We start from the raw sequence: 25,537 nt of genomic DNA, 5'->3' as shown, positions 1-25,537 counted from the left end.
ACGTTTGTTGCATACGAACATATATGCTATAATAGGTTTAACACATCAACAAGGAGTGTTCCTAATGAGAGAATTAACGAAAAGACAAGAAGAAATTTTAGAATATTTAAAACAAGTCGTATCACAAAAAGGTTATCCACCAAGTGTTCGTGAAATTGGAGAAGCTGTTGGATTGGCCTCATCATCAACCGTACATGGCCATTTATCTCGTTTAGAAGAAAAAGGATACATTAAACGTGACCCAACGAAACCTCGTGCCATTGAAATTGTTTCTTTAGATCAAACCAATCATTTATTTGAAGAAACGATTCACGTACCTATTATAGGTAAAGTAACTGCAGGTGTTCCAATTACTGCTGTTGAAAACATCGATGAATATTTCCCATTACCTTCTCACTTCACATCTAGTCATAATAGTGACATCTTTATTCTTGAAGTCGTTGGTGAAAGTATGATTGAAGCCGGTATTTTTGATAAAGATAAAGTCATAGTAAGAAGACAATCCATTGCTGAAAATGGTGATATTATTGTTGCAATGACTGATGAGGATGAAGCAACTGTAAAAAGATTTTATAAAGAACAAGGAAGATATCGACTTCAACCTGAAAACAGTACAATGGAACCAATTTATTTAGACAATGTTACTGTATTAGGTAAAGTCGTTGGGTTGTTTAGAGAATTTTAATAAAAAATAAAGTGCGAGGCGTTATGCCTCGCACTTTATTTTTTGCCAATAATTTCTTTCACTTGTTCGAGAATGTCTTTCTCCGTCTTTACATTTTGATTCATAAAATGAATCCCCCTCATTAAATAGTATCGTTGATACATTTTTATAACTTCTTTATGTTTCTTATTCATTTATTTATTAGTGTATTTATTTTATTTATAAAATTATCAACTGTCACTCTTATTAATAACCTAAATGTATTAATGATAAACGCAAATTCACACTTAAATTAAAAAATTATTTTATTTAAATGTTCTTTTATATGTAAATAGTTTACAATAAAATTACAATATTTTCAATTTTAATTCATCAAAAAAGACTTCCCGATCGGAAGTCTTATTGTTATTGCTTTTTATTACGAAAAAATGAGTAAATAAGTAACAATCCAATTACGAGTATCATAATTGTTTGTAAATCATTAATTTGTTCATACCCATATCTTAATACCATCAAAACAATTGTAAATACAAACATCAAAAATAACTTTAAGTTTTGTTGATTCATATTGCCTCCTATTTACCAATCCCAAAATTAAAGATATGCATTACGACTCCAATGACAATCGGAATTAAATTTAAAGTGACTAAGGTCATTCGTGTTTTGTAGTGTCGAATTAAAATGGCAATATATAATCCCAATATCGCAAAGGTATAGAAGAGCATCTGCATATACATATTAATTTGTCCTCTGCCGTGAATGCTTGGAATAAAGAATAACAATATCATTGCACAAATAAATAATATAAAACTTGTATTTCTAAAAATCATAAAATTCATCCTTTATTGGTTCTTAAATTGATTAATGGCACACTAGATTTAATCACTTGATTTGAAATAATCAATTGTTTTAAATCGTCATGAATATCTAATTGTTCCAAATGTTCAAATGAAAGCCAAACATAAGGTTTAGTCACACGAAAGGCCTCTTTATTTTTAGTATGAAACACAAATGCAGTTTCGTTTACCAATTGGTTACTAAAGAATTTTTTATGTAAATTTTGATCTTCAACAACAAATAAAATGCCTCCAACTTTTAAATCTTTGTTAAGTTTTTTAGCGAAAACATTAGCGGTTTCAATAATACCAGCTTGTGTAGGTTTTATCATTGAAGGCAATTTCATTTGTTTTTGTCCGTTATCAGCAACTAAAATTTTATCCTCTGTTGTAATTAATAATGATGTTACAACTTTTTCTTTCATTAAAATTCTCCTAATTTCTATAATTTTCTACAAAATAAGGTTGGTTTTCTGTACCAAAATCGATACCTATACCGACTTTATTAAAATATTGATTTAAAATATTTTTTCGATGGCCCTTTGAATTCATTAATCCATGATGTGCTTCAATTGCAGAAACTTGCCCCATTGCTAAATTCTCTCCAGCATATTGATAATTGATTTTCTTAGCAGCCATTCGATCAAAAGGTGACTGTTGCTTTTTATTCAAATGATTAAAATATTGATTTTCTGCCATGTCTTGCGCATGCAATTGTGCAACAGGCTCCATTTCTTCATCGTATTTCATAGAGGACATATGAAAGTATGTTCTAGTCCCATTGATTAAATAGTAGCTCATTTTTCGAAAACCTGTTTTTAAATTATCATTTGGCGATTGATAGAGCATCGGTTTATACTGTTCTACCTGTTCAGCAATTATTTTTATGCCAGCAACTTTATTACTTTGATATTGATCATAAAATAAAGTTATATATGCATCTTTTTCTTTATGTATTGTACTGAATTTATCATTCAACTTCAATTGATATGTCATCCCGTTTAACGATTGAAGTGGCTCAGTATAATGCTTATGAATAGCATTTTTAGGACTGCCTATGGTTACATTATGGACACTAAAATTTGGTTGATTCGTATATATACCAACAACTCTACCTTTTTCATACATGATAAATATCAATTCTTGAAATTGGTGATGATAAATTTTCCATACATTTTGATACTCATTATAGGCTTCATCTTTTGGTTGTCCTAATAGACGTTCTATTTTTTCTTTTGAATCACCCAAAGCAATCGTATATATTTGTTGGTCTTTATTAATATTAAAATTTAATGAACTTTTATTTGAATGACCTGTTTCGTTTTGCCAAACAAAGTTTTTTTGAAAATTGTGATTTAAATGACGCAAATGAACTTTTGTATTTAAAACCCATTCATCAGGTAATTGAAAAAAAGAAATCGGTATGAGCATCATCACAATTAACATGAATATAAAAATCAAAATTCTCATAAATCACCATTCTTTATAATGATATATTTTCTTCAAAACAAAAAATAAGCTGAACCATAGGCTCAGCTTATTAATTATACCATAAATCAAAATTTATCTGTCCATATCACCATTAAAAATAGAATTTTTAACAACAACATAATCAACTTTAGTAATAGATGCTAAATCTTTACCTCCAGCATAAGATATTGATGACTGTAAGTCTTGTTGCATCTCAATTAATGTATCTTTTAAAGATCCTTTATGTGCAACAAACATTTTTTTGCCTTCAACATTCTTTCTTTCACCTTTTTGATATTCAGATGCACTTCCGAAGTACTCTTTATATAATTTACCATCCATTTCGACTGTTTCACCAGGTGATTCTTCATGCGCTGCAAATAATGATCCAATCATAATCATTGATGCACCAAATCGAATGCTTTTAGCAATATCTCCATGTGTCCTAATACCACCATCTGCAATTAAAGGTTTTCTAGCTGCTTTTGAACATTGCTTTAATGCAGCAAGTTGCCAACCACCTGTTCCAAATCCAGTTTTAATTTTCGTAATACATACTCGACCTGGTCCGATACCGACTTTTGTCGCATCTGCCCCAGCATTTTCTAATTCTCTCACTGCTTCAGGTGTGCCAACATTCCCTGCAATTAAAAATGATTCAGGAAGATGTTTTTTAATATGTTTAATCATTTCAATCACTTGATCTGAATGACCATGTGCAATGTCAATAGTGATATATTCAGGAATAAGATTTTCTTGTTTTAATGTTTCTATAAATATATATTCATTATCTTTTACACCTACTGAGATTGAAGCAAATAGACCTTTTTCTTGCATACGTTTAATAAAAGGAATTCTTGCCGCTTCATCAAAACGATGCATAATATAAAAATAATCATTTTGTGCAAACCATTCAGCCAATGATTCATTCATAACAGTTTGCATATTTGCAGGAACTACAGGTAATTTAAATGTTCTTGGTCCGAATTGAATACTTGTGTCACATTCCGTTCTGCTCTTTACGATACATTTGTTTGGTATCAATTGGATATCTTCATAATCAAATACTTCCACCATGGTTACAACTCCTAAACATTTGTCAGTTATTTTTTACGAACGATATTTAATAATGTCACCTCAAAAATTCGTCCATTGAGTAATTTACACATATTTATATCTTTTGTAAAGAAAAACATAAAAAACAATCGAAAATACTAAGTATTTTCGATTGCTTCAAATTCAGTTGCCAAACTGGCTTTATCCAACTGTTCTCCAATAACAACAATATAGCGTGGCAACTTAAGTAATATTTCTCGATACTCTGGCACACCATATGCGTATTGAAATAAAAATACCGTTTCCGGTTGTTCTTTAAAAGATAAAAATCCTTTAACTCTAAAAATATTTTTTGGTAATGTTTTTAACCATTCGACAAACAAGTGTGAATCAACTGGATTTTTAAATTCATAAGTATATGACTGTATACCCGAATGTTGTCTTACACCACCAGTATCGTATTGATCATTAATAGATACACTATTTTTAAATACGTCTTGAATATCATTGATTTCACAATATTGAGTTAATAACATTTCTGCATCAGGATTAATTTCTTTTACAAATTTTTGGACGTGTTCTTTTTCAACATCGCTTAATAAATCACATTTATTGATTAACAAATATGAGCAATATTTAATTTGTTCAATAAATAATCGACTGATTTGCGGTGAAAAATGTGCTTTATCACGAATTTTTGTAGCATCAACTATTCCTATCAATGATTGAACATTAGAGAATGGTGTTAATACCGGTGATAAACAAGCATCTAATATTTCAACAGGATGTGCTACACCACTGCATTCAATAATCATACATTCTGGTTGATGTTCTAGATAAAGTTGATGTATTTGAATTTCAACATCTACTTTTAAATCACAACAAATACAACCATTTAATAATTCTTTTAATGGGACGGCTTGATCAATAATGTTTGTATCCACAGATTGCTTACCATACTCATTCATTAGCACACATGTTTTTATATTTTGTTCTTGATTATACTTCAGCAATCGTTCTAGTAACGTAGTTTTTCCTGAACCTAAAAATCCACCCAAAATGATGATATTCATTTTACCAACTTGATTTTTTAACACCCGGAATTTGCCCTTTGTGTGCTAATTCGCGAAATGCAATACGCGAAAGTTTAAATTTACGATAAACACCTCTCGGTCTTCCTGTTACTTCACATCGACGTGTAAGTCTAATCGGTGAAGCATCTCTTGGTAATTTTCGAAGCGCTTCGTAATTCCCTTCTTTTTTATATTGTAATCTTAATTCACGATATTTTTCTACCATTGCCTCACGTTGTTTTTCTTTTGCAATTTTTGATTTTTTAGCCATATAATTTCTCCTTTAATTTAATTATGGTTTTCTAATTTGCCACTGAAATGGACTTTCAAATTGTTTCCAATCTTCTTCCATTTCTTGATAGTTCACTAAACATGCATCAAGTGATTTTGTAATCATTTCTTGATCTAAATCAACACCGATTACTACAAATTTTGTATGTCGGTCACCATATTCCAAATCCCATTCTTCTAATACATCTGGTCGGTCAGATAGAATTCTATTTTTCTCATATTCAGGCATGGCATCTACCCAAAATGTAATAGGATTAATTTCAACAGATGGTCCTGCTTGAGAAAACAAACAAGCTACTGTATCATAATTTGCTAACCAAACAATACCTTTTGCTCGTACAATAGATTTATCCATATTGTTCATCCAATCATGAAACCTTTGTGGATGAAACGGTAATCTTCGATGATAAACAAAAGAACTGATACCATATTCTTCGGTTTCTGGTGTATGCGTATGATGGCCACCTTCAGTAAGTTCTTTAATCCAACCTGCTGAATCACTTGCCTTATCAAAATCAAATAATCCAGTATTTAATACTGCCTCAGGTGGTACTTTCGCGTGAGATGTTTTAATGATTGTCGCTTCAGGTTGCAACGTTCTTAATACACCTTCTAATTGATACACTTCCTCTTTTGTTACCATATCAATTTTATTTAAAATTAATACATTACAAAATTCAATTTGATCAATTAATAAATCAGCAATTTCCCTTTCATCAGCTTCACCTACTGCTTGTTTTCTATCTAAAAGTGAATCACCAGATTGAAAATCCTTTAAAAATCGATTCGCATCCACAACTGTTACCATCGTGTCTAAAGTACAAATCTTTGTTAAATCAATATCAAGGGCTTCATCGATGTAAGAAAATGTTTGTGCAACAGGTACAGGTTCAGAAATTCCCGTTGACTCAATCACAATGTAATCGATACCGCCTCGTTTCACGAGTTTCTCTACCTCAATGAGTAAATCCTCACGCAAAGTACAACAAATGCAGCCATTTGATAACTCAACCAATTGTTCATCTGTCTTTTCTAATTGACCACTATTTGCGACCAAATCTGCATCTATATTAACTTCACCCATATCATTAACAATGACCGCTATTTTTAAGTCTTGTTTATTGTTTAACAAATGATTTAATAACGTTGTTTTTCCTGAACCTAAATAACCACTTAGCACAGTTACTGGTACTTTTTTCATAATTCCAACTCCAAATCGTAATTTTTACGATTTATAATATACCATACCCTATTTTTTAAAGAAATAGATATGCTCAAATAAATTTTTTTATATTTATAAAAAATAAAAAGAAAAGTAGTATACGACTACTTTCCTTAAAAACGATATATTATTGATTTAATGCCTTGTCTAAAGACTTAATATTTTCTTCCATAATGCTTTGGTATGTCGCATCTTTTTGGTCTTTATCAGTTAATACTGACATATTATGAAACTTAGCTGTTTTTGCATTTGTTTTCTTTTTTACAATATCTGTAATTTTCGAAGGGATATTTTGTTCATATAAAATGTATTGTGCTTTAGATTTATTGATGCTATTTACCATGTTAATAATATCAGACTGTGATGGTTCTTCGTTGTTCATACCTGACACACCACTTTGTTTAAAATCATAGCGATGCGCTAAATAACCTAAAGAATCATGTGAAATGTAAACTGTATCATGTTTTTTATTTTTAGTGATGTCTTTTAACTTTTTATCAATTGATTCAATATCTTTAATCACTTTGTTGTAGTTCTTTTCATACGCATCTTTATTCTTTTTATCTTTTTTAATCAGTTCATCCTTAACAGCTTTAGCAAACACTTTGTTCATTTCAGGGTCTAACCATACATGTGGATCATGTGCACCATGGTCATGGCCATCATGTCCTTCATGTTCGTGTTCATGTTCTTCACCAGCTAATAAATCATGTTCATCAACATTTTTTAAAGCTTGTAACTTTTTTCCATCTTCTTTAATTACTTTTGCAATTTTAGCTGATACTGGATCTAAGTCATCAGATGCATAAACGAATAAATCGCCTTTAGCAATTTTCATTGTATCTTTTTGTGTCGGTTCAAATGAATGAATATCAATACCATTTGGATAAATACTTTCAACTTGAACGTGATCTCCACCAATTTGTTGAATTAAACTTTTAAATGGAAATACCGTCGTATAGACTTTCAACTTACCATCTTGATTACTTTCCTTACTCGTTTGACCACATGCCGCAAGTAAGACAACTGCGAAAATAGCCATGATTGAAATTATTTTTTTCATATCCTTCATCCTTTCGTAATGTTTACGATGTATAATTGTATACCTATTCTCTTGACATTGCAATATAAAAACACTAGTTGTCCCAAATTAAGTTGTTCAAAATATACCGACTCTCCAGAAATCAAAATCATTTCGTTTTACACTTTACTTTTTACAAATTACGTTGTAAGATTATGTGTCGAAACAATTACGAATTGGGGGAACCAAGATATGAAGAAAGTACCTATTACGGTATTAAGCGGTTTTTTAGGCGCAGGTAAAACAACATTACTTAATCACATACTAACGAATAATGAAAATAAAAAAATTGGTGTCATTGTAAATGATATGTCTGAAGTTAATGTAGATGCTGATTTAGTTCAAATGTCACGTACTGATGAAAAGATGATTCAACTTCAAAATGGATGTATTTGCTGTACATTACGTGAAGATTTAATGATCGAAATCGATCGTCTTGTTAAGCAATCAGATTTAGATTATATTGTGATTGAATCTACAGGTATTTCTGAGCCTGTACCTGTTGCTCAAACTTTAACTTTAGAAGATGAAGTTTTAGATATTAACTTATCAAAATTAACAAAACTAGATACAATGGTGACTGTTGTAGATGCAAATCGTTTCTGGGATGATTATGCATCTGGAGAGTCATTATTAGATCGTAAAATGGGTAATGATGAACATGATGAAAGAGAAATTATTGATTTATTAATTGATCAAATTGAATTTGCGAATGTCATTTTATTAAATAAAGCAGACTTAGTTCATCCTGAAGATTTAAAAGAATTAAAGGCTTTATTACATCAATTAAATCCAGAAGCACTATTTTATGAAACAACAAATTCAAATATCGAATTGGACAAAATTTTAAATACGAACTTGTTCGATTTTGATAAAGCTAGTCAAGCTGCTGGTTGGATAAAAGAATTAAATGAAGAACATACTCCTGAAACCGAAGAATATGGAATTGCTTCATTTGTTTATCGTAGACAAAGACCATTTCATCCTGAAAGATTTATGCATTTCTTAGAAAATTTCTCTATGGACATTATTCGTTCAAAAGGATTCTTTTGGTTAGCTTCTAGAAATGATATGTGTGGTTTATTATCACAAGCAGGTAACTCAATGCAAATTCAAGGTGCTGGTGAATGGATAGCGACATATTCAGAAGAAGATATCGCAATGGAAATGAAAGAAGATCCAAGTTTGAAAAAACGTTGGCATGAAGTTTATGGTGACCGTCAAACTGAATTGGTCTTCATCGGTATTGAAATGAATAAAGAACAAATCATTAATGATTTAGATGCGTGTTTATTAACTGATGAGGAAATGTTATCGGATTGGTCAAAATTAAATGACCCCCTTCCTGAATTTACAGTTGCAGAAACACCACAACCTGATGTATTATTATAAGTAATTGAGTTTTTTATTTACAGAAAGGAGTTTTTACCATGAGAGTAAACGTTACTTTAGCTTGTACTGAATGTGGTGATCGTAACTACATCACTAAAAAGAACAAACGTAACAATCCTGAGCGTATTGAAATGATGAAATACTGCCCAAGATTAAAAAAATACACGTTACACCGTGAAACAAAATAATTCACTGTGTGCGCATAACCTTTTATACGACACAAAAAAACAGCATTTTAAATGCTGTTTTTTTGTGTTTATTAAACTAAATCCACATCATTGATATTAATACCTAAAGCAAGTGCTACACCTTGTCCATATAAAGGATCCGCTTTATAACAATGTTTAATATGACGATGTTTAACCTCAGAACTTACATCTTTCATTTCTTTAGCAGTATTTTCAAACAGACGCTTTTGTTCTTCAGGTGATAATAAATTAAATAATTTACCTGGCTGTTCAAAATAATTATCATCATCTTCTCTAAAGTTCCATTCATATACGGCACTATCGACGTCTAAAGGTGGCTTTTTATACTTTTGATTATCTTGATGATCATGATATTGATTTGGATAGTAATTCGTATGGCTACCTAAATTGCCGTCTACACGCATGGCACCATCTCTAGAAAATGGGCAACCACCTGTAACTGCTTTTGGTTGATTTACAGGAATTTGATGATGGTTAACGCCTAATCGGTAACGTTGTGTATCTCCATACGAGAATAATCTGCCTTGCAACATTTTATCTGGCGAGAAATCAATACCTGGAATAATATTTGTCGGTGCAAATGCAGCTTGTTCTACTTCTGCAAAATAGTTTTCAGGATTACGATTTAATTCAAATTCACCAACAGGAATTAATGGGTATTCATCTTTATACCAAACTTTTGTTAAATCAAATGGATTATCTTTATGCGCTTTAGCTTGTGCTTCGGTCATAACTTGAATGTACATTTTCCATTTCGGAAAATCCCCTTGTTCAATGGCATTGAATAAATCACGTTGACTTGATTCTCTATCCTTAGCGATAATTTGTTCTGCTTCTTCACCTGTTAAATTTTCAATCCCTTGTTGTGTTCTAAAATGAAATTTAACCCACACACGTTCGCCATTATCATTGTACATACTATACGTATGTGAACCAAAACCATGCATATGTCTAAACCCTTTTGGAATCCCTCTATCACTCATTAAAATTGTCACTTGATGCAATGCTTCAGGAAGCGATGTCCAAAAATCCCAATTACTTTCTGGATTGTGCATATTTGTTTTAGGATCACGTTTAACGACATGATTCAAACTGGCAAATAACTTTGGATCACGGAAAAAGAATACTGGCGTATTATTACCTACCAAGTCCCAATTCCCTTCTTCAGTATAAAATTTTAAAGCAAAACCTCGAATATCTCTTTCAGCATCAGCTGCACCTCTTTCTCCAGCTACTGTTGAAAAACGAGCAAACATTTCTGTTTTTTTACCAATCTCTGAGAAAATTTTTGCATTTGTATATTGTGTAATATCGTGTGTTACAGTAAATGTGCCGTAGGCACCACTACCTTTAGCATGCATGCGGCGTTCTGGAATAACTTCACGATCAAAGTGAGCTAATTGTTCAAGTAAAAAAATATCTTGCATTACTAAAGGCCCTCTAGGTCCTGCTGTCATTGAGTTCTCTCTATCTCCCACTGGTGCGCCAAATAAACCTCTTAAATCTTTGTTATCCATTGTACCCCTACTTTCCATTTATTGATGAACATTTTTAATGTCTCACTATTAATATACACCCAAACAAACAATTTTAAACTTCTTAAAATTCAATAAATTTCATTACTTTAACACTTTAAAGGTTTTATGCTTTAAAACTTTTAGTTGCTAAATTTTCAAAAAACTTTTACAATGATAAATATATTTATTGGAAAGTAAGGTGGAGAAATGACAAAACAATTAGATAGAGACTTAAAAACAAGACATATTTCAATGATTGCAATTGGCGGATCAATTGGAACAGGTTTATTTATGGCCAGTGGTGCTGTGATTTCTCAAGCAGGTCCAGGTGGTGCATTACTTGCATATGCCATTATTGGTGTGATGATTTACTTTTTGATGACAGCACTCGGAGAACTTGCAACTTTCTATCCCGTTTCAGGATCGTTTAGCGCGTATGCCAATCGTTTTATTGACCCTGCAGCTGGTTTCACAGTAGGATGGTTATATTGGTTAATTTGGAGCCTTGTAACGGGTATTGATATCATTACTGCATCTAAAGTATTAACATACTGGGATATGTTTAACGGTATTCCCTCACTAGTATGGTGCATCATATTTCTTGCATTATTGTTTATTTTAAATGCATTTTCAGTGAAATCATTTGGTGAAGCTGAATATTGGTTTGCTTTTGTCAAAGTAGCTACCATTATATTATTTTTAATTATAGGTGTGTTAATGATTTTTGGTATTCTCAACCATGAACCTGTAGGATTAAAAAATTTCACTTATAAAGAAGCACCATTTAACAACGGTATTTTAGGCATGTTAGGTGTATTAGTGGTAGCGGGATTCTCATTTGGTGGTACCGAAGTCGTTGCTGTTACAGCTGGCGAATCAGAAAATCCTAAAGAAGCAATGCCTAAAGCCATTAAACAAGTATTTTTCAGAATACTATTCTTCTATATAGGTTCTATTTTTATCATTGCATGTTTAATTCCTTACACTGATCCTAGATTATTAAATGAAGGTTCAAATGTTGCAATGAGCCCATTTACAATTATTTTTGAACGAGTTGGGGTATTATTTGCAGCAAGCGTTATGAATGCTGTCATTTTAACATCAGTATTATCAGCAGGTAATTCTGGTTTATATGCAACAAGTCGTTTATTATATTCAATCAGTTCACATGGACAAGGCATTCGAGCAGTTGGTAAGTTAAATAAAAGAAACATGCCATATAATGCTTTAATATTAACGACTATTTTAATTACACTATCAATTATATATGCCAATTTTAATATGGGTGGCTATGCTAAGTTATTAAATATGGTTGGAACATTAGTCCTTATTGTATGGGGAATTAGTATAATAAGCCAAGTAAGATTAAGAATGGCGATCAAAAAACAAAATAAAAATATGAATCAATTACTTACATATAAATCACCTTTATATCCGTTAGGACCTATCATTGTTATTTGTGCAATACTATTTTTATTTATCGGCCAATCGATTGCTGATATTCAAGCACTTAACTGGCCAAAGTTATTAGAATCATTAATGCCAATCATTCTTACGATTGCATGTTACTTCGGTTATAAAGCGATTCATAAAACGAAAATTGTAAAATTAACAGAGATGGATTTATCAGAACACCATATCGAATCAAAATAAGGATTGAGGCAAAATGCCTCAATCCTTATTTTTTAATATTTATTCCCATTATTTAGATGTATGTGTCCAGTGATGAGCCCCTTTATGTCTTTTCGTATGTGCAAAGATATGATCAGCAGCATAATCTTCATTTGTATAAACGGTAATATCATAAAAGACCATATGTTCATCGAATGGCTCGTTTAAATACGTATCTTTTAAATGTTCAAATAATCGATGCATTGCAATTGAATCCAAACTCGGATATTCTCTTAAGATTTTCTTAATGATTTGTCCATCTTTTTCATAAACTCCTTGTACTACAATCACAAATGTTTCATCTGTTTTCAAAACATCATCAAATAAGTTTGTTTGTCCATTAACCATATGCTCATCTCCTTTGTTACTTCAATTATACCTTAATTTATATCATTATTTAATAATGATATTATCGATTAATCTTGCTTTAGAAAACTTAACAGCGATTGATATAAACACTTGTTCTTCTATCGTTGCCGCTTTTTTTAATGATGGATACGTATAAATTTCAACTTCATCAATTTTACCACTTGTATGTTCTGTAAGATATTTTTCAATAGTATCGATTAAAATTGCGCTACGACGTTCACCTTGATCAAATAATGACTTCGCTAGTTGTAATGATTGATATAGCGCAGGTGCTTCTAATCGCTCTGATTCCGTTAAATAAACATTTCTAGAACTTTCAGCTAATCCATCTGCTTGTCTCACAATGTCTACACCACAAATTTCAATATCGTGATTAAAGTTTTCGACCATTGTTTCGATAATGGCTAATTGTTGCGCATCTTTTTTGCCGAAATAAGCTTTATTTGGCTTTACAATGTTGAATAATTTATTAACAACCATCACCACACCATCAAAATGTCCTGGTCTTTTCACACCTTCTAATACTTCTGCTTGTTCGTGCACTTTTAATGTGATTGGTAAACGGTCTAAATCCGGATACATGTCTTCTACACTTGGATGAAATACATAGTCAACATCAACAGCTGAAGCAGTCATCACATCTTTATCAATTTGACGTGGATAACTTTCAAAATCTTCTCCTGGCAAAAATTGCGTTGGATTAACAAAGACACTTATCGCTACAATATCATTTTCTGCTTTTGCTTTTTTCATTAAAGTTTGATGACCAAAATGAAGTGCACCCATTGTAGGTACAAACCCAATTGTTTTACCATCCAATTTATATTGATTCATTAATGCTTGCATTTCTTTTATATCAGTAATTAATTTAGTCATTGATCTCACCCATTACTTTTACTTTGTACATGTATTCCTCTGTAGGAAATTGTTTTGATTTCACTTCTTGATGATATTGTTTTAATGCATCAACGCCCGTAGAAAAGTCACCAAATACTTTTACAAACTTAGGTTTTCTATCGACAGCGTATTTTAGCACATCATGGTACACCAATACTTGTCCATCTGTATCTATACCTGCCCCTATACCAATTACAGGAATCGATAATTTCTCCGTAATCACTTTTGCTAAATCACTTGGTACCGCTTCTAACACTAATGCAATTGCGCCTGCTTTCATAACTGCAATACTATCTTCAATTAATTTTTCAGCGGCATCTTTCGTTTTACCTTGAACGGCATACCCCATTATTCCTACACTTTGAGGCGTTAGTCCTAAATGTGCTACTACTGGAATACCAATATTTTTACAAGCGGCAATAAAATCTGTTAAATGCCCACCTTCAGCCTTAACTGCATTACAATTGGTTGCTTGGTATAGTTTTAAAGCATTTTTTACATCGTGTTCAATTGAAACACCCACTGTGCCAATTGGTAAATCACTCACGATAAATGTATTTGGGGCGCCACGTCTTGCGGCTTTAGAGTGATGAATCATATCGTCTAATGTTACTTGTACAGTACTTTCATATCCTAGTACCGTCATCCCTAAACTGTCACCCACTAATATCATATCTATCCCAGCCGCTTCAACTTGCTTCGCACTTGGATAATCGTACGCAGTCATCATTGTTATTTTTTCTTGATTTTGTTTCATCGTATAAAAATCTTTTGTTGTCTTCATATTGTCACATCCTCCATATAGTCATTTGTTATTATATTGTTTAAAATTAAACTTGTACATATTAACCATTAATATTTTTATAAAATAGATCATTTAAATTTTGAAAGGATAAATTATGAAAATTTCTATTATCGGTGCAGGTGCGGTAGGTAGTATCATTGCCTCATTCATCTCTCCACAATTTGATGTAATTATATATGGCCGAACATCAAGACAACTTAAAATAAAAAAAGACGGCATTTTCAATGAACTCCCTATTTCAGTAATTCCGTTGAATGAAAAAACTGTCCAAAAAAGCGACATTATATTCGTTACGACTAAAGCAATTCACATTGATCAAATCATGCCCTACATTGAACAAATGATTCATGATGATACCATTATCATCATTTGCCAAAATGGTTATTCTCAGACAGAACGATTTAAACATCTTAAAACATACCAGGCTGTCGTTTATATTAGTGGTCAAAAAACCAATGATGCCGTCATTCATTTTCAAGACAATACTCTGATACTCCCTGTGAACAAAGATACAAAACAATTGAAATTAGTATTTCAATCAACTGCTTTGAATATCGAACTTAGTGAAGATTATCAATCAAAATTATGGATGAAATTACTCGTTAATTTGGGGATTAATTCAGTAACTGCCTTAACTTTAAATACTGCTCAAGTATTAAACGACCCAGAAATATTGGCATTTACTAAGGCGCTTCTAAAAGAAGGCTTTGATGTTGCACAGTCTGATGGTATTCAATTGACAACATCCATAGATGAAATTATCAATATCTATTTAAACTATGATGCAAACATGGGTACATCGATGTACTATGACCGTATCAACTTACAACCTACTGAATACGAATTCATACAAGGCTATATACAATACATCGCCAAAAAAAATAATGTAACAACACCGTACATCGATACTGTTACATTATTATTAAAAGGCTATCAAAATAGATTTAATGATTGAAATATTTTTCAATCATTTTTTTGATGCCATCATTGTTATTGTCATCTGTAATATCATCTGCAACTTGTTTAATTGCTTCATTTGCATTTCCCATAGCAATACCTAAACCAGCAAATTCTAGCATATCTTTATCATTGTTACTATCACCGACACAAATGACAGCTTCGGCAGGGATATTTATCATATCACATAATTGTTTCAATACTTGACCTTTAGAAACATTTTGATGCATAAATTCTAAAAAGAATGGCTTTGAAGTCGTCGCATGTATGTCTTCACCAAAATGGCCATCTAATTGTTGATTCAATTGACTGATGTGTGCTTCGTAATCTACAGATAAAACCTTAGGCACATCTGATTGAATAAATGATTTTAAATTGTCTACTTTTTTCATCGGTAACCCTGTTAAATCATGTTCAATGTTCATATATTCATGTTCACCATCATATATGATTTCATCATCCACATAAGTCAGAACAAATAATCCATTAGATTGGCAATAATCGTAGATTGCATCAAATTGTGATTTTGTTACTGGTTGACTCGTTAATAATGATTGATCTTTCATTGAAATCACATGTGCACCATTATAACTTAATATATAAGACTCGTTTCTATCAAGCTCAAGCTCTAAAGCTGTTGGAACCATACCACCTGTTGGTCTTCCTGAAGCAAGTACAACTTTAACCCCTTGTTTTTGAATATCTAATAACGCTTGTTTTGTACCTTCTGACATTTTATTATCTGAAGTCATTAAAGTATCATCCATATCTAAAACGATCATTTTATATTCCATAATGTCACCTCATCAATTTGATAAGTACATTTTAACATATTAAAGTTATACAGTTACTGTTGTTCCAATATTGTCACTTTCTATTTTGCTTAAAGTGCCATCTAGTTGTAAATTATCAATATACTTTAATGCTTCTTGGACTTTATCGGGCTTTAGCATAATAAAGATGGTTGGCCCAGCACCACTTAAAAAACAATACCCTAGTCCCTTAATTGCAAATTTAATACTTTCATAGTGAGGTAATAATGCATGACGATAAGGTTCATGTAATTTATCACTCATCATTTTTCTACCTAATGTTTCATAATCTTTAGCAAACAAACTTGCTACTAAGACATTACTAATTGCACTGGCATCAACTGCTTCTTGATAAGGCAATTGACTCGGCAATACATTACGCGCAACACTTGTTTTTAACTCGAAATTGGGTACAAAAGTATACATTGGCCACTCTATACCTGGTGCAACAACTGTATCAACTTTCTTCCCATCATAATGAGAAATGGTAATACCACCAAACAAACTCGGTGCAACATTATCTGGATGCCCTTCGATTTGAGTTAAAAATAACAATTTATCTTGCGTTGTTAACTTTAAGTCATAAAAATAATTGATGATTTCTAAACTTGCAATTAAACAACTCGCAGAAGAGCCTAAACCTCTTGCTAAAGGAATCTCTGAAGACATGTGAATTTTAAAATTTAATTGATAATTGATAATACCTCTATCTTTAAAATAGTTATAAAAATAATTCAAATACTTTCTTAAATAATGCGAATCATTATCTATCACATCTTTCAACATGTCACCTTCATGAGTAATACTTGTTGTTTCACTCAGCTGAACATCTAAATAGAGATAGCGGTTAACCGCCATCCCTATCGAATCAAAACCTGGTCCTAAATTAGAAGTAGAACCTGGAATTTTAATTTTTACCATTAAACTAACCTCGATTCAATAAACGAAATAATATCAGATTTTTCATTTTCTAAAACTGTTGTTTCAAATGCATTAGCACTTATCGCAGTATCAGGGTCTTTCAATCCATTCCCTGTAAGTATCGCAACAATCGTTTGTCCTTTTTGTAATTTCCCAGATTCATGTACTTTTAATAAACCTGCAATACTTGCATTACTTGCTGGTTCAAAAAATAGTCCTTCATGGTGTGTCATTAAACGATAAGCATATAAAATTTCTTCATCTGTAACACTTTCAATTAATCCATTAGATTGATGAATTGCTTCATTAGCAAACTGCCAACTTGCAGGATTACCAATTCTAATTGCTGTTGCAATCGTTTCTGGATTTTCAATCACTTTATTTTGCACAATTGGACTAGCGCCTTCTGCTTGAAAACCAAACATTTTAGGTAGTTTACCCGATTTCACCTTTTGATATTCATTAAAACCTTTCCAATATGCTGTAATATTCCCGGCATTACCCACAGGTATTGCCAATATATCTGGGTAGTTTTCTAATTGTTCAATAATTTCAAATGCACCTGTCTTTTGACCCTCAATACGATATGGATTGACAGAATTCACTAATGCAATTTTGTCATGAGAAGCGGCAATCTCCTTTACGATATTTAAAGCATCATCGAAATTTCCTTTAATTTGAACAATTTCTGCACCATAAGCAATTGCTTGCGCCATTTTACCTGCAGCAATTTTACCTTCTGGAATAACTACAATTGTCTTTAAACCACTTCTTGCAGCATATGCCGCAGCTGAAGCTGATGTATTACCTGTAGATGCACAAATAACAACTTCGCTACCTTTTTCTTTTGCTTTCGCTACAGCCATTACCATACCGCGGTCTTTAAACGACCCTGTTGGATTTAATCCTTCTAATTTCGCATAAACATCGCATTCAATAACATTTGAAATATGAGATAAATAAACAAGTGGTGTGCTACCTTCATTTAATGTTAGCATAGGTGTATTTTCATCTACTGGTAAAAATGATTTGTATTCTTCTAATAATCCTTTCCATCTTTTCATCTTATTCGCCCTCAATTCGATATTTCTTAAATTTAATGTCTTCTATTTTTGATAAAGCCAGTACATCTGCTTCATTTAATTTCGCATAATAACAATCCGATTGTTGTTTAAAATCAAATTGCTTCATTACTTCTTCTAGCATTTGGTTATTATTAGATACATTAATTATTACTAAAAATTGGTCTTCTTCTATTACAAGTGATGATTTATGTTGTGCGTTATCAACTTCAAGGTGAAGTGGCAATGTGTGATTTGAATCAAAGCGTTCAATGATATAAAGTAAATCACTTACAACTGCACTACCTGTTGCGAGACTGCCTGCACCCTTTCCATAGTACATAGTATCCCCAACAGCATTCCCCTCAATATAAATTGCATTGTATTCATTTTCTACATGTGCCAATTGATGTGCCATTGGTATACATGTCGAGTGAACAGAAGCCACAACCTTATGACCATCATATGCACCTGATCCAATAAGTTTAATACGATAACCTAATGATTTTGCGATTTCAATATGCTCTAAAGTAACATCAGAAATGCCGCTAACAGATACTTCATCCAAATGAACAAATTGATTAAATGCCAAATAACAACTAATCGCTACTTTACGTGCTGCATCAATACCTTCTACATCATTTGTAGGATCTAGTTCAGCATAACCTAACTTTGTAGCCAATGCTAACGCTTCTTCATATTGCATTTGGTCATTCGCCATTTTACTCAAAATAAAGTTTGATGTGCCATTAAATATACCCATAAATTGATGAATAACATTTGCAGAAAGTCCTGCATTGATTGCATTCACTATTGGAATACCACCCGCTATACTTGCCTCATATTTAAGTGCTACTTTATTTTTTGTCGCAATGCTTTCTAATTGCTCTAAATGCGCAGCAAGCATATCTTTATTTGCAGTAATAACATGGATTTTTCGATTTAAACATTGTTCAATCAGTTTAAACGTTTGATCAATACCACCCATGACTTCTATCACAATATCTACATCTAAATTTAAAATATCTTCTATCTGATTGGTTAATAATGAACGATCAACTTGTACATCTCTTTTTTTCGTCACATCATTCACTAATATTTTAACAATTTCAAGTTCAACATCATAATATTTTGAAATTTGATTTTTATTCATTTCTAAAATATTCATAACACCTGAACCTACTGTTCCCAAACCTAATAATGCAATTTTTACTTTTTTCAAACCAATCAGTCCTCTCTAAAAATACAAATGTATACTTGAAAAATACTTACTAACAGTGTATAACTGTTAATATCACTTGTAAAGACATTAGGAGGAATTTTATGAAAGTTAGTAAATTTGGCGGCTCTAGTGTTGCCTCAAAGTCACAAATCGATAAAGTGTTTAATATCGTAAGTGGCGATGAAAGTAGAAAAATCATTGTAGTAAGTGCACCAGGAACAAGATTTACAGGTGATACGAAATTAACCGATTATATCGTCGACATTATAGAAAACATTGAAAAGAACCTTGATATACAAGAAAAAATTGAAAAAATTATTGAAAGATATCGTGAAATTGAATCAGAAATGGCTTTACCAAATGAATTAAAAATTTCACATCTTATCTCTGAACATATACATCAAATAATTAAAAAATATCAACATCAACCTCATCGATTATCTGATGCATTAAAAAGTCGTGGTGAATATTTTAATGCGATACTCATTACAAATTACTTTAATCAATTAGGCAAAAAAACATATTGTTTATTACCTGAAGAAAGTAAGTTTTATGTAACCGATGAACCTTCAAATGCATGTGTGCTTGATGATACATACTCAAATTTAAATCTCATCATTCAACAACAATTAAAATCATATGATTTAATCATTTGTCCTGGATTTTACGGTATTTCAAAATCAGGCAATATCGTCACTTTTTCAAGAGGTGGCAGTGACATAACAGGTAGCATATTGGCTAGAAGTATTCATGCAAACATTTATGAAAACTTTACAGATGTATCAGGTATTTATTCAGTCAATCCAAACATACAAGAAAATCCAAAAATCATTGATAAAATGACTTATCGCGAATTAAGAGAATTAACTTATGCTGGATTTAATGTATTTCACGATGAAGCATTATTACCATTAATTCATCAAAATACCCAAATTCAAATTAAAAATACAAATGCCCCAGATCATAATGGAACAACGATTATGATGCAAAAAGAAAAACAAGGTGTTGTAGGTATTGCCAGTCACGCTGGTTTTTCAAGTATCAATATTAAAAAATTTTTAATGAATCGAGAAATTGGATTTACTAGAAAATTACTATCTATTTTAGAAACATTTGAAATATCATATGAACATATTCCATCAGGCATCGATAATTTAAGTGTAATTGTAAATACAAAAGACTTACAGCGACGAAAAAGTGAATTAATAAAAGCAATCCATAATACATTGAATATTGATGAAATCAATATAGAAGAAAATATTGCAATCATTATGATTGTTGGTGAAGGTATGAAAACAACAATTGGTACAGCAAATAAAGCGACATCTGCATTAAAAAATCACCACATCAATATCAAAATGATTAACCAAGGATCAAGTGAGATATCAATCATGATTGGTGTTTCTCAACAAGATGAACATAAAGCTGTAAAAGCACTATATCAAGCCTATTTTGAGTAATAACATTAAGAATTAAAAAAGATGTTGAGACTAAAAAGTCTCAACATCTTTATAATACTACCGGTTTATCTTTCATCCACTCTATTGTCATTTCATTTAAATTAAAGTTCGCATATTTCTTACGCACCAACTGCCCATTTTCAAATGTATCACAAATTATATCAGTACCAAATATTTGATGATGAATATGATAAATTTCACGTTGATTGGCATAATTTTGAATGATATCCATTAAGGCTATTTTCTTATCATCTGACCAAGATTTCGTTGTATGAATATGATAAATAATTGTAGGTTTATCATTATCTAATTGAGACAACACCATCTCTAATAATTCCAATTCATTTCCTTCTAAAATATTTACAGGGTGCTTCAAGAAAATCTCACGCGCTTTAATAAAATGCTTACGTCTTTTAATCTCTTCTGGATAAAACAAACTAATTAACCAAAAGTAATCTTCATCCTCTAATAAATCATACTTTTTATTTGTAATCCCTACTTTAAAAGTAGGATGCATCATCTCTTTTATTTCATCATGATAATCATTTAACTTCACTTTAATATTTAAATCTTTCACTTGTCCTAATTCAACCGATTTATTAAAAGTATAACCATACCAATCATAATTTAATAAAAGACCTGCGAGTGCACCTAATTCAATAAAGTTAAAATCATCCTCAACATGACTTTGAATGACTTCATTAAATATTGGAATAAATACTGAAGCACGTTCAACAATGTTTTTCTTTAAAAATTGACTTTGAACATCCATAATAATTTCATCAAAATAAGTGTTTTGAAAATCAATAAAGACATCAAATTTTTCTTCTGTTAATTTCTTTGGCTTATCATTAAAATTTAAATAATACTCACGTAATTTATGATCATGTATATATAGCGCCTTTAATACACTAGCAAAATATAAAGAAAAGAAATGTGTTGTCTGCCAATATGGTTTGAGTTGTAATAATAATTCATCATTGTTTGCAATTAAATGTGCAAGCTGCTTATAAAAAGGACTATCCTTTTCAACAACATCCCCATATTTAATAAATTGAGTTCTAATTTTATCAGGCATAATTAATCCACCTATCATGTAAATTCGCTTGATTATAACATGTAAAAATTACAACTGCAATCAATAAAGTTTATACAAATGTAATATGGTACGATTTGATATTATTTTATGGGATTTATACGGTCAATATACACATTTAATTATAAAACTGAATTATAGTACTTATAAAATAAATAATTATATATAAATATAAATTTATATAAATGTTATCACAATTTATTCTTTTGGGATATGCATAGTACACATGTGCCATTATGGGAAATGCTACAACTTGATAATTATAAAAAACGCTTAGTTTTCGAGTCCAAAATAAAAAACCCCAAAGCCATGTGGCTCTAGGGTTTAAATGGATTAATACAATTTCATGTATTGTTCACGTTCCCATTCAGATACTTGTGTACGATATAAATTAGCAATGTTTTTAACAGTTTTTTATAGTTTAAATTGCTGTTTTTACAAGTTCTATGATGTACTAGTGTCTATGGTTTTCTAAAGGTTTGCACCCAAATAAGCACCCATTTTAATTTGAAAATAAAATGGGTGCTTTATTTATTCGTTTATTTAATCGAATTTTAAATAATTAGACTGATTTATCGAATTAAAAAAGCACTCTCACATTACTAGTGAGAGGGCTAAAATTATATTAAAGGTCTGATAAAGTGAGTTGCACCAGTATAGTAATCAGTACGTAATATGCATGGCATATTAGCTTCGCCGTTCCAATTTTGTTCAACTACAACCATACTTTGTAATGTTGGATTTGCATAAACTAAAGCTACGTGACCGTATTTGTTGTCAGCGAAGTCTTTAGTATAAACAGCTATATCGCCAACTTTAGGTAAAAATTCTGGAGTATTTTCATATAGTTTAAATAAATTACTATAATTGTTTTTGATTAAATCTTTAGCGTTACCCCATGCTTTTATTTTTCCATTCGATAAATAATAAATGTAATCTACAGCCAAATCCATGCATTGATATTGATACACATTATCGAAATCTATGAATTTACCAACGTACCAGTTTAAACGATCTAGCATTTCTTTTTTACTTCTTAGTTGTGATTTCACAGGCGCTTTCTGTTTCTGCGCCACATCTACTTTTTTAATTTAAGTACCTGTCCTTCATAAATCAAATTGTCTTTTAAACCGTTTAATTTTTTTAATTGGTCAACAGTTAACTTATTATTAGTAGCGATTAACCAAAGTGAATCACCTTTTTTAACTCGATGCGTATATTTAATAGAAGAAACTTTTTTTGATGGTTTCTTTGCAACTGGTTTTTTAACTTCTTTTTTAGGTGCTTTTTTTACTTTTTTCTTAATAACTATTTCCTTACCATTAATCGCATCAGCGATGTCTTTACAGAATGCATCTCCATGTTTAAGAATATAGTCAATATCACCTTTATTAGTAATAAAACCTAATTCAACAAGTCGATAGTTTAAACCAATTTCTTTTGCAATTCGTGGATGAAATAAGTCATCACGTTTACTAATTCCATGTAAATCATCAACGTGCTTTTCAATAGCCTTTTGTATACCTATATCTATGTTGTCTGGCTCTAGTCCAGCCCCTATAATAACATGACCTCCGTCAACTTCTTTATTGTTCGATGCGTCAAGGTGAAACTCAACACATACGTCATAACCTTGATTTTTTACCCAAAAAATTCCGTAGTTATATTGGTCTACTCTACCATATCCATAATCACTATCTTGATACATGTCTTGACCTTTTCCATAAGTCGCAACTTTATGACCTGCTAACTTTAAGTATTTCGCTACTGTATCAACAACGTGTTCACGAATAAAATCACGTTCATTATATTTTCCACTAACAGCACCAGGATCATTATATCCATGCCCACAAACCAACATTATTTTCATAGTATATCAGCCTTTCCCTTATGTTTTTCTGATTCTTTATCTGGTTTAAGTCCTAAACTCTTTAATGCGTTTTCTTGTTTTTTGGCTTTAGTAGTAATGATGTAAGTATTTTTATGTATGCCATAAGCGATTAATACGAATGGCACTATAGAATTTAAAAACACTAGTAAAGCATCAGTTTTTTGAGGATTTATCCACTCTGACGAGATACCGAAAGTATTTAATAATGTGTATAATGCACCTAAGAAACCACCAAAATACGCTATGTACTGCTTAACTTTGTCACTTGTCATTTAAATCCCTCCATAATAAAAAGCGCTAGGAATTAACCTAACGCTTCAAACTTTCACAATCGTCTAAACCATTGCGTTTTAATATTTTGTTTTTCTTTTCTTCTTCCTGTAAATCGATTAACTTCAATAAGTCCATAAACAACCATATAGACACTAATGACATCACACCAAATGCAATGTTTGGATAATTGATTAAAAACGATGCGCTAATAAATAGATAGTAAATTAAACCGATAATATGAACGAATATAATCACACCATAATTTTTAAACATCAAACACGCTAAATACATGATTGATATTCCTAAACTTATCCATGCTAAATTTTGTTGCGAATGCACCATGCTGATATAAGTAGCATAAATTTGGCCACTTTTTGCATTGCTCACATTAAATAATTCGGGTTCTACAGTTAATGTGAACCATACATATAAACTAAATAACATAATAAAAATTTCATTGAATTTTGGACTTCTCATTGTTTCACCCCACGATGCCCAGCTTAGCAGCAAGATAACCAATGATAATCGTTACAATGCCACCGAGGGCAGTTTTTTTTATAGTCTTACTTAACTCAGTATTAGATTCAATAACAGCTTTGACATCTCCTAAACCGTCTGTTAATTCGTCTAATCTTTCATTAATGTCTTTGATGTTCTGTTCATTCTTTTTTGCTTTACCGTTTAGATCATCAATACTTGTATCTATATAATTGAGGATAGCTATCCAAGCTTCAGTACCGAGATTTTCCACTCGGTCAATAAATCGCTTTATCACAAAAACATCACTTCCATTTCATAAAAACTTTACAAATAAAATAAGCACACTCAATTAAGAGCGTGCTATTGATTACATTGATGTACTAGTTGATGTACTAGTTGATGTACTTTCTGACTGACTAGTTGACTCACTTGTTGATGTGCTTGTTGGCTCGACTGGTTTAGGATTTAAAAATTCTCTTACCACTTCTGCATATTCAGCAGGAATATTACTAATCGTATGAGTGCTGTTGTCTGCGATGTTTACTAAGTAGCAGTAGTATTCTAGACCACTTAATTTGTAGATGTTGTTTAAGTTAGCAATGATTTGATTAGCTACAGTTACATCTGTAAAACTCATGTTGTCTTTTAATTCTGATTCGTTAAATAAGCCCGAGTACTGCGACGGTTTAATAAATCTAACTGATTTGTCCTTTTTACCTACCTTTGCGATGTAATAAATTCTTGTTACTGTTGTAATGTTATCCATGTTTAAATTCCACCTTTTCTTATTTTTTTTATAAAAAAGAAGCTA

At 31.3% G+C, this 25,537-nt stretch carries 30 protein-coding genes; 6 read left to right on the top strand and 24 right to left on the bottom strand.

The window, feature by feature from the left end:
- Positions 1–64: 64 nt before the first annotated feature.
- Positions 65–685, top strand: coding sequence for a transcriptional repressor LexA (lexA, locus tag ER639_RS02085; RefSeq protein ID WP_129064094.1), 621 nt, complete (start codon positions 65–67; stop codon positions 683–685).
- A gap of 384 nt (positions 686–1,069) precedes the next feature.
- Here the strand turns inward: lexA and ER639_RS12215 are convergent, their stop codons facing one another.
- From ER639_RS12215 to ER639_RS02045, 9 genes are all read right to left on the bottom strand, one after another.
- Positions 1,070–1,231 (bottom strand): hypothetical protein, encoded by a 162-nt coding sequence (locus ER639_RS12215; protein WP_164993330.1) that lies wholly within the window; start codon positions 1,229–1,231, stop codon positions 1,070–1,072.
- A gap of 8 nt (positions 1,232–1,239) precedes the next feature.
- Positions 1,240–1,494 (bottom strand): hypothetical protein, encoded by a 255-nt coding sequence (locus tag ER639_RS02080; RefSeq protein ID WP_129064093.1) that lies wholly within the window; start codon positions 1,492–1,494, stop codon positions 1,240–1,242.
- Positions 1,495–1,499: 5 nt separating this feature from the next.
- Positions 1,500–1,925, bottom strand: a complete 426-nt coding sequence (locus ER639_RS02075) for a hypothetical protein (protein WP_129064092.1) — start codon at positions 1,923–1,925, stop codon at positions 1,500–1,502.
- Between the two features lie 10 nt (positions 1,926–1,935).
- Entirely contained in the window at positions 1,936–2,970 is a 1,035-nt protein-coding gene (locus ER639_RS02070; protein ID WP_129064091.1) for a CAP domain-containing protein, read from the bottom strand.
- A gap of 93 nt (positions 2,971–3,063) precedes the next feature.
- A complete protein-coding gene (gene guaC / locus ER639_RS02065) occupies positions 3,064–4,044 on the bottom strand; it encodes a GMP reductase (protein ID WP_129064417.1) in 981 nt (326 codons plus the stop codon).
- 140 nt (positions 4,045–4,184) lie between these two features.
- Positions 4,185–5,123, bottom strand: a complete 939-nt coding sequence (locus tag ER639_RS02060; protein ID WP_129064090.1) for a CobW family GTP-binding protein — start codon at positions 5,121–5,123, stop codon at positions 4,185–4,187.
- Complete coding sequence (gene rpsN, locus ER639_RS02055; RefSeq protein WP_129064089.1) at positions 5,101–5,370, bottom strand: 30S ribosomal protein S14; 270 nt, start codon at positions 5,368–5,370, stop codon at positions 5,101–5,103. Before rpsN ends, ER639_RS02060 begins: the two co-directional genes overlap by 23 nt.
- 21 nt (positions 5,371–5,391) lie before the next feature.
- Positions 5,392–6,591: a GTP-binding protein gene (locus ER639_RS02050; RefSeq protein ID WP_129064088.1), complete on the bottom strand. Its 1,200-nt coding sequence runs from the start codon at positions 6,589–6,591 to the stop codon at positions 5,392–5,394.
- A 148-nt stretch (positions 6,592–6,739) separates the two neighbouring features.
- Positions 6,740–7,675, bottom strand: a complete 936-nt coding sequence (locus ER639_RS02045; RefSeq protein ID WP_129064087.1) for a metal ABC transporter solute-binding protein, Zn/Mn family — start codon at positions 7,673–7,675, stop codon at positions 6,740–6,742.
- A 210-nt stretch (positions 7,676–7,885) separates the two neighbouring features.
- Here ER639_RS02045 and ER639_RS02040 point away from each other — a divergent pair, with 210 nt between their 5' ends.
- Complete coding sequence (locus ER639_RS02040; protein ID WP_129064086.1) at positions 7,886–9,085, top strand: GTP-binding protein; 1,200 nt, start codon at positions 7,886–7,888, stop codon at positions 9,083–9,085.
- A gap of 38 nt (positions 9,086–9,123) precedes the next feature.
- Positions 9,124–9,273, top strand: coding sequence for a 50S ribosomal protein L33 (gene rpmG, locus ER639_RS02035; protein WP_129064085.1), 150 nt, complete (start codon positions 9,124–9,126; stop codon positions 9,271–9,273).
- Between the two features lie 71 nt (positions 9,274–9,344).
- Here rpmG and ER639_RS02030 read toward each other — a convergent pair whose 3' ends face one another.
- Positions 9,345–10,811 carry a catalase gene (locus tag ER639_RS02030; RefSeq protein ID WP_129064084.1) on the bottom strand — a complete coding sequence of 489 codons (1,467 nt, stop codon included), beginning with the start codon at positions 10,809–10,811 and terminating at the stop codon, positions 9,345–9,347.
- A gap of 207 nt (positions 10,812–11,018) precedes the next feature.
- Between ER639_RS02030 and ER639_RS02025 the strand changes: the two genes are divergently transcribed.
- Positions 11,019–12,464, top strand: coding sequence for an amino acid permease (locus ER639_RS02025; RefSeq protein ID WP_129064083.1), 1,446 nt, complete (start codon positions 11,019–11,021; stop codon positions 12,462–12,464).
- Between the two features lie 48 nt (positions 12,465–12,512).
- On the opposite strand, the gene ER639_RS02020 is transcribed toward ER639_RS02025, so the two are convergent.
- From ER639_RS02020 to panB, 3 genes are read right to left on the bottom strand one after another with little or no spacing between them, the layout of a single operon-like run.
- Positions 12,513–12,830 carry a hypothetical protein gene (locus ER639_RS02020; protein ID WP_129064082.1) on the bottom strand — a complete coding sequence of 106 codons (318 nt, stop codon included), beginning with the start codon at positions 12,828–12,830 and terminating at the stop codon, positions 12,513–12,515.
- 45 nt (positions 12,831–12,875) lie between these two features.
- Positions 12,876–13,727 (bottom strand): pantoate--beta-alanine ligase, encoded by an 852-nt coding sequence (gene panC, locus ER639_RS02015; protein ID WP_129064081.1) that lies wholly within the window; start codon positions 13,725–13,727, stop codon positions 12,876–12,878.
- Positions 13,720–14,532 carry a 3-methyl-2-oxobutanoate hydroxymethyltransferase gene (gene panB / locus ER639_RS02010; RefSeq protein ID WP_129064080.1) on the bottom strand — a complete coding sequence of 271 codons (813 nt, stop codon included), beginning with the start codon at positions 14,530–14,532 and terminating at the stop codon, positions 13,720–13,722. The genes panC and panB overlap by 8 nt, the downstream gene beginning before the upstream one ends.
- 115 nt (positions 14,533–14,647) lie before the next feature.
- Between panB and ER639_RS02005 the strand changes: the two genes are divergently transcribed.
- Positions 14,648–15,508 (top strand): 2-dehydropantoate 2-reductase, encoded by an 861-nt coding sequence (locus ER639_RS02005; protein WP_129064079.1) that lies wholly within the window; start codon positions 14,648–14,650, stop codon positions 15,506–15,508.
- On the opposite strand, the gene ER639_RS02000 is transcribed toward ER639_RS02005, so the two are convergent.
- From ER639_RS02000 to ER639_RS01985, 4 genes are read right to left on the bottom strand one after another with little or no spacing between them, the layout of a single operon-like run.
- Positions 15,498–16,304: a Cof-type HAD-IIB family hydrolase gene (locus ER639_RS02000; RefSeq protein ID WP_483306220.1), complete on the bottom strand. Its 807-nt coding sequence runs from the start codon at positions 16,302–16,304 to the stop codon at positions 15,498–15,500. The two genes, ER639_RS02005 and ER639_RS02000, sit on opposite strands and share 11 nt — an antisense overlap.
- Before the next feature lie 45 nt (positions 16,305–16,349).
- Positions 16,350–17,243, bottom strand: coding sequence for a homoserine kinase (gene thrB / locus ER639_RS01995; protein WP_129064077.1), 894 nt, complete (start codon positions 17,241–17,243; stop codon positions 16,350–16,352).
- On the bottom strand, positions 17,243–18,307 hold the full coding sequence (thrC, locus tag ER639_RS01990) for a threonine synthase (protein WP_129064076.1): 1,065 nt from the start codon (positions 18,305–18,307) through the stop codon (positions 17,243–17,245). Before thrC ends, thrB begins: the two co-directional genes overlap by 1 nt.
- A gap of 1 nt (position 18,308) precedes the next feature.
- Entirely contained in the window at positions 18,309–19,526 is a 1,218-nt protein-coding gene (locus ER639_RS01985) for a homoserine dehydrogenase (RefSeq protein WP_129064075.1), read from the bottom strand.
- Positions 19,527–19,627: 101 nt separating this feature from the next.
- Between ER639_RS01985 and ER639_RS01980 the strand changes: the two genes are divergently transcribed.
- Positions 19,628–20,986, top strand: coding sequence for an aspartate kinase (locus tag ER639_RS01980; RefSeq protein ID WP_129064074.1), 1,359 nt, complete (start codon positions 19,628–19,630; stop codon positions 20,984–20,986).
- A 49-nt stretch (positions 20,987–21,035) separates the two neighbouring features.
- Here ER639_RS01980 and ER639_RS01975 read toward each other — a convergent pair whose 3' ends face one another.
- The 7 genes from ER639_RS01975 to ER639_RS01945 form a co-directional block, all read right to left on the bottom strand.
- Complete coding sequence (locus tag ER639_RS01975) at positions 21,036–22,064, bottom strand: DUF2332 family protein (RefSeq protein WP_164993329.1); 1,029 nt, start codon at positions 22,062–22,064, stop codon at positions 21,036–21,038.
- 638 nt (positions 22,065–22,702) lie between these two features.
- Entirely contained in the window at positions 22,703–23,134 is a 432-nt protein-coding gene (locus tag ER639_RS01970; RefSeq protein ID WP_129064072.1) for a CHAP domain-containing protein, read from the bottom strand.
- 26 nt (positions 23,135–23,160) lie between these two features.
- Positions 23,161–23,952, bottom strand: a complete 792-nt coding sequence (locus tag ER639_RS01965) for an N-acetylmuramoyl-L-alanine amidase (RefSeq protein ID WP_129064071.1) — start codon at positions 23,950–23,952, stop codon at positions 23,161–23,163.
- Positions 23,949–24,245: a phage holin gene (locus tag ER639_RS01960; RefSeq protein WP_129064070.1), complete on the bottom strand. Its 297-nt coding sequence runs from the start codon at positions 24,243–24,245 to the stop codon at positions 23,949–23,951. Before ER639_RS01960 ends, ER639_RS01965 begins: the two co-directional genes overlap by 4 nt.
- Positions 24,246–24,282: 37 nt before the next feature.
- Positions 24,283–24,723 carry a hypothetical protein gene (locus ER639_RS01955; protein WP_129064069.1) on the bottom strand — a complete coding sequence of 147 codons (441 nt, stop codon included), beginning with the start codon at positions 24,721–24,723 and terminating at the stop codon, positions 24,283–24,285.
- Between the two features lie 4 nt (positions 24,724–24,727).
- Entirely contained in the window at positions 24,728–25,021 is a 294-nt protein-coding gene (locus ER639_RS01950; protein WP_129064068.1) for a hypothetical protein, read from the bottom strand.
- 72 nt (positions 25,022–25,093) lie between these two features.
- Positions 25,094–25,492 (bottom strand): hypothetical protein, encoded by a 399-nt coding sequence (locus ER639_RS01945; protein WP_129064067.1) that lies wholly within the window; start codon positions 25,490–25,492, stop codon positions 25,094–25,096.
- Positions 25,493–25,537 lie beyond the last annotated feature (45 nt).

Source organism: Macrococcus sp. DPC7161, from assembly GCF_004117835.1.
GTDB lineage: Bacteria > Bacillota > Bacilli > Staphylococcales > Staphylococcaceae > SDSC01.
This window is presented reverse-complemented; position numbering and strand designations above follow the sequence as displayed.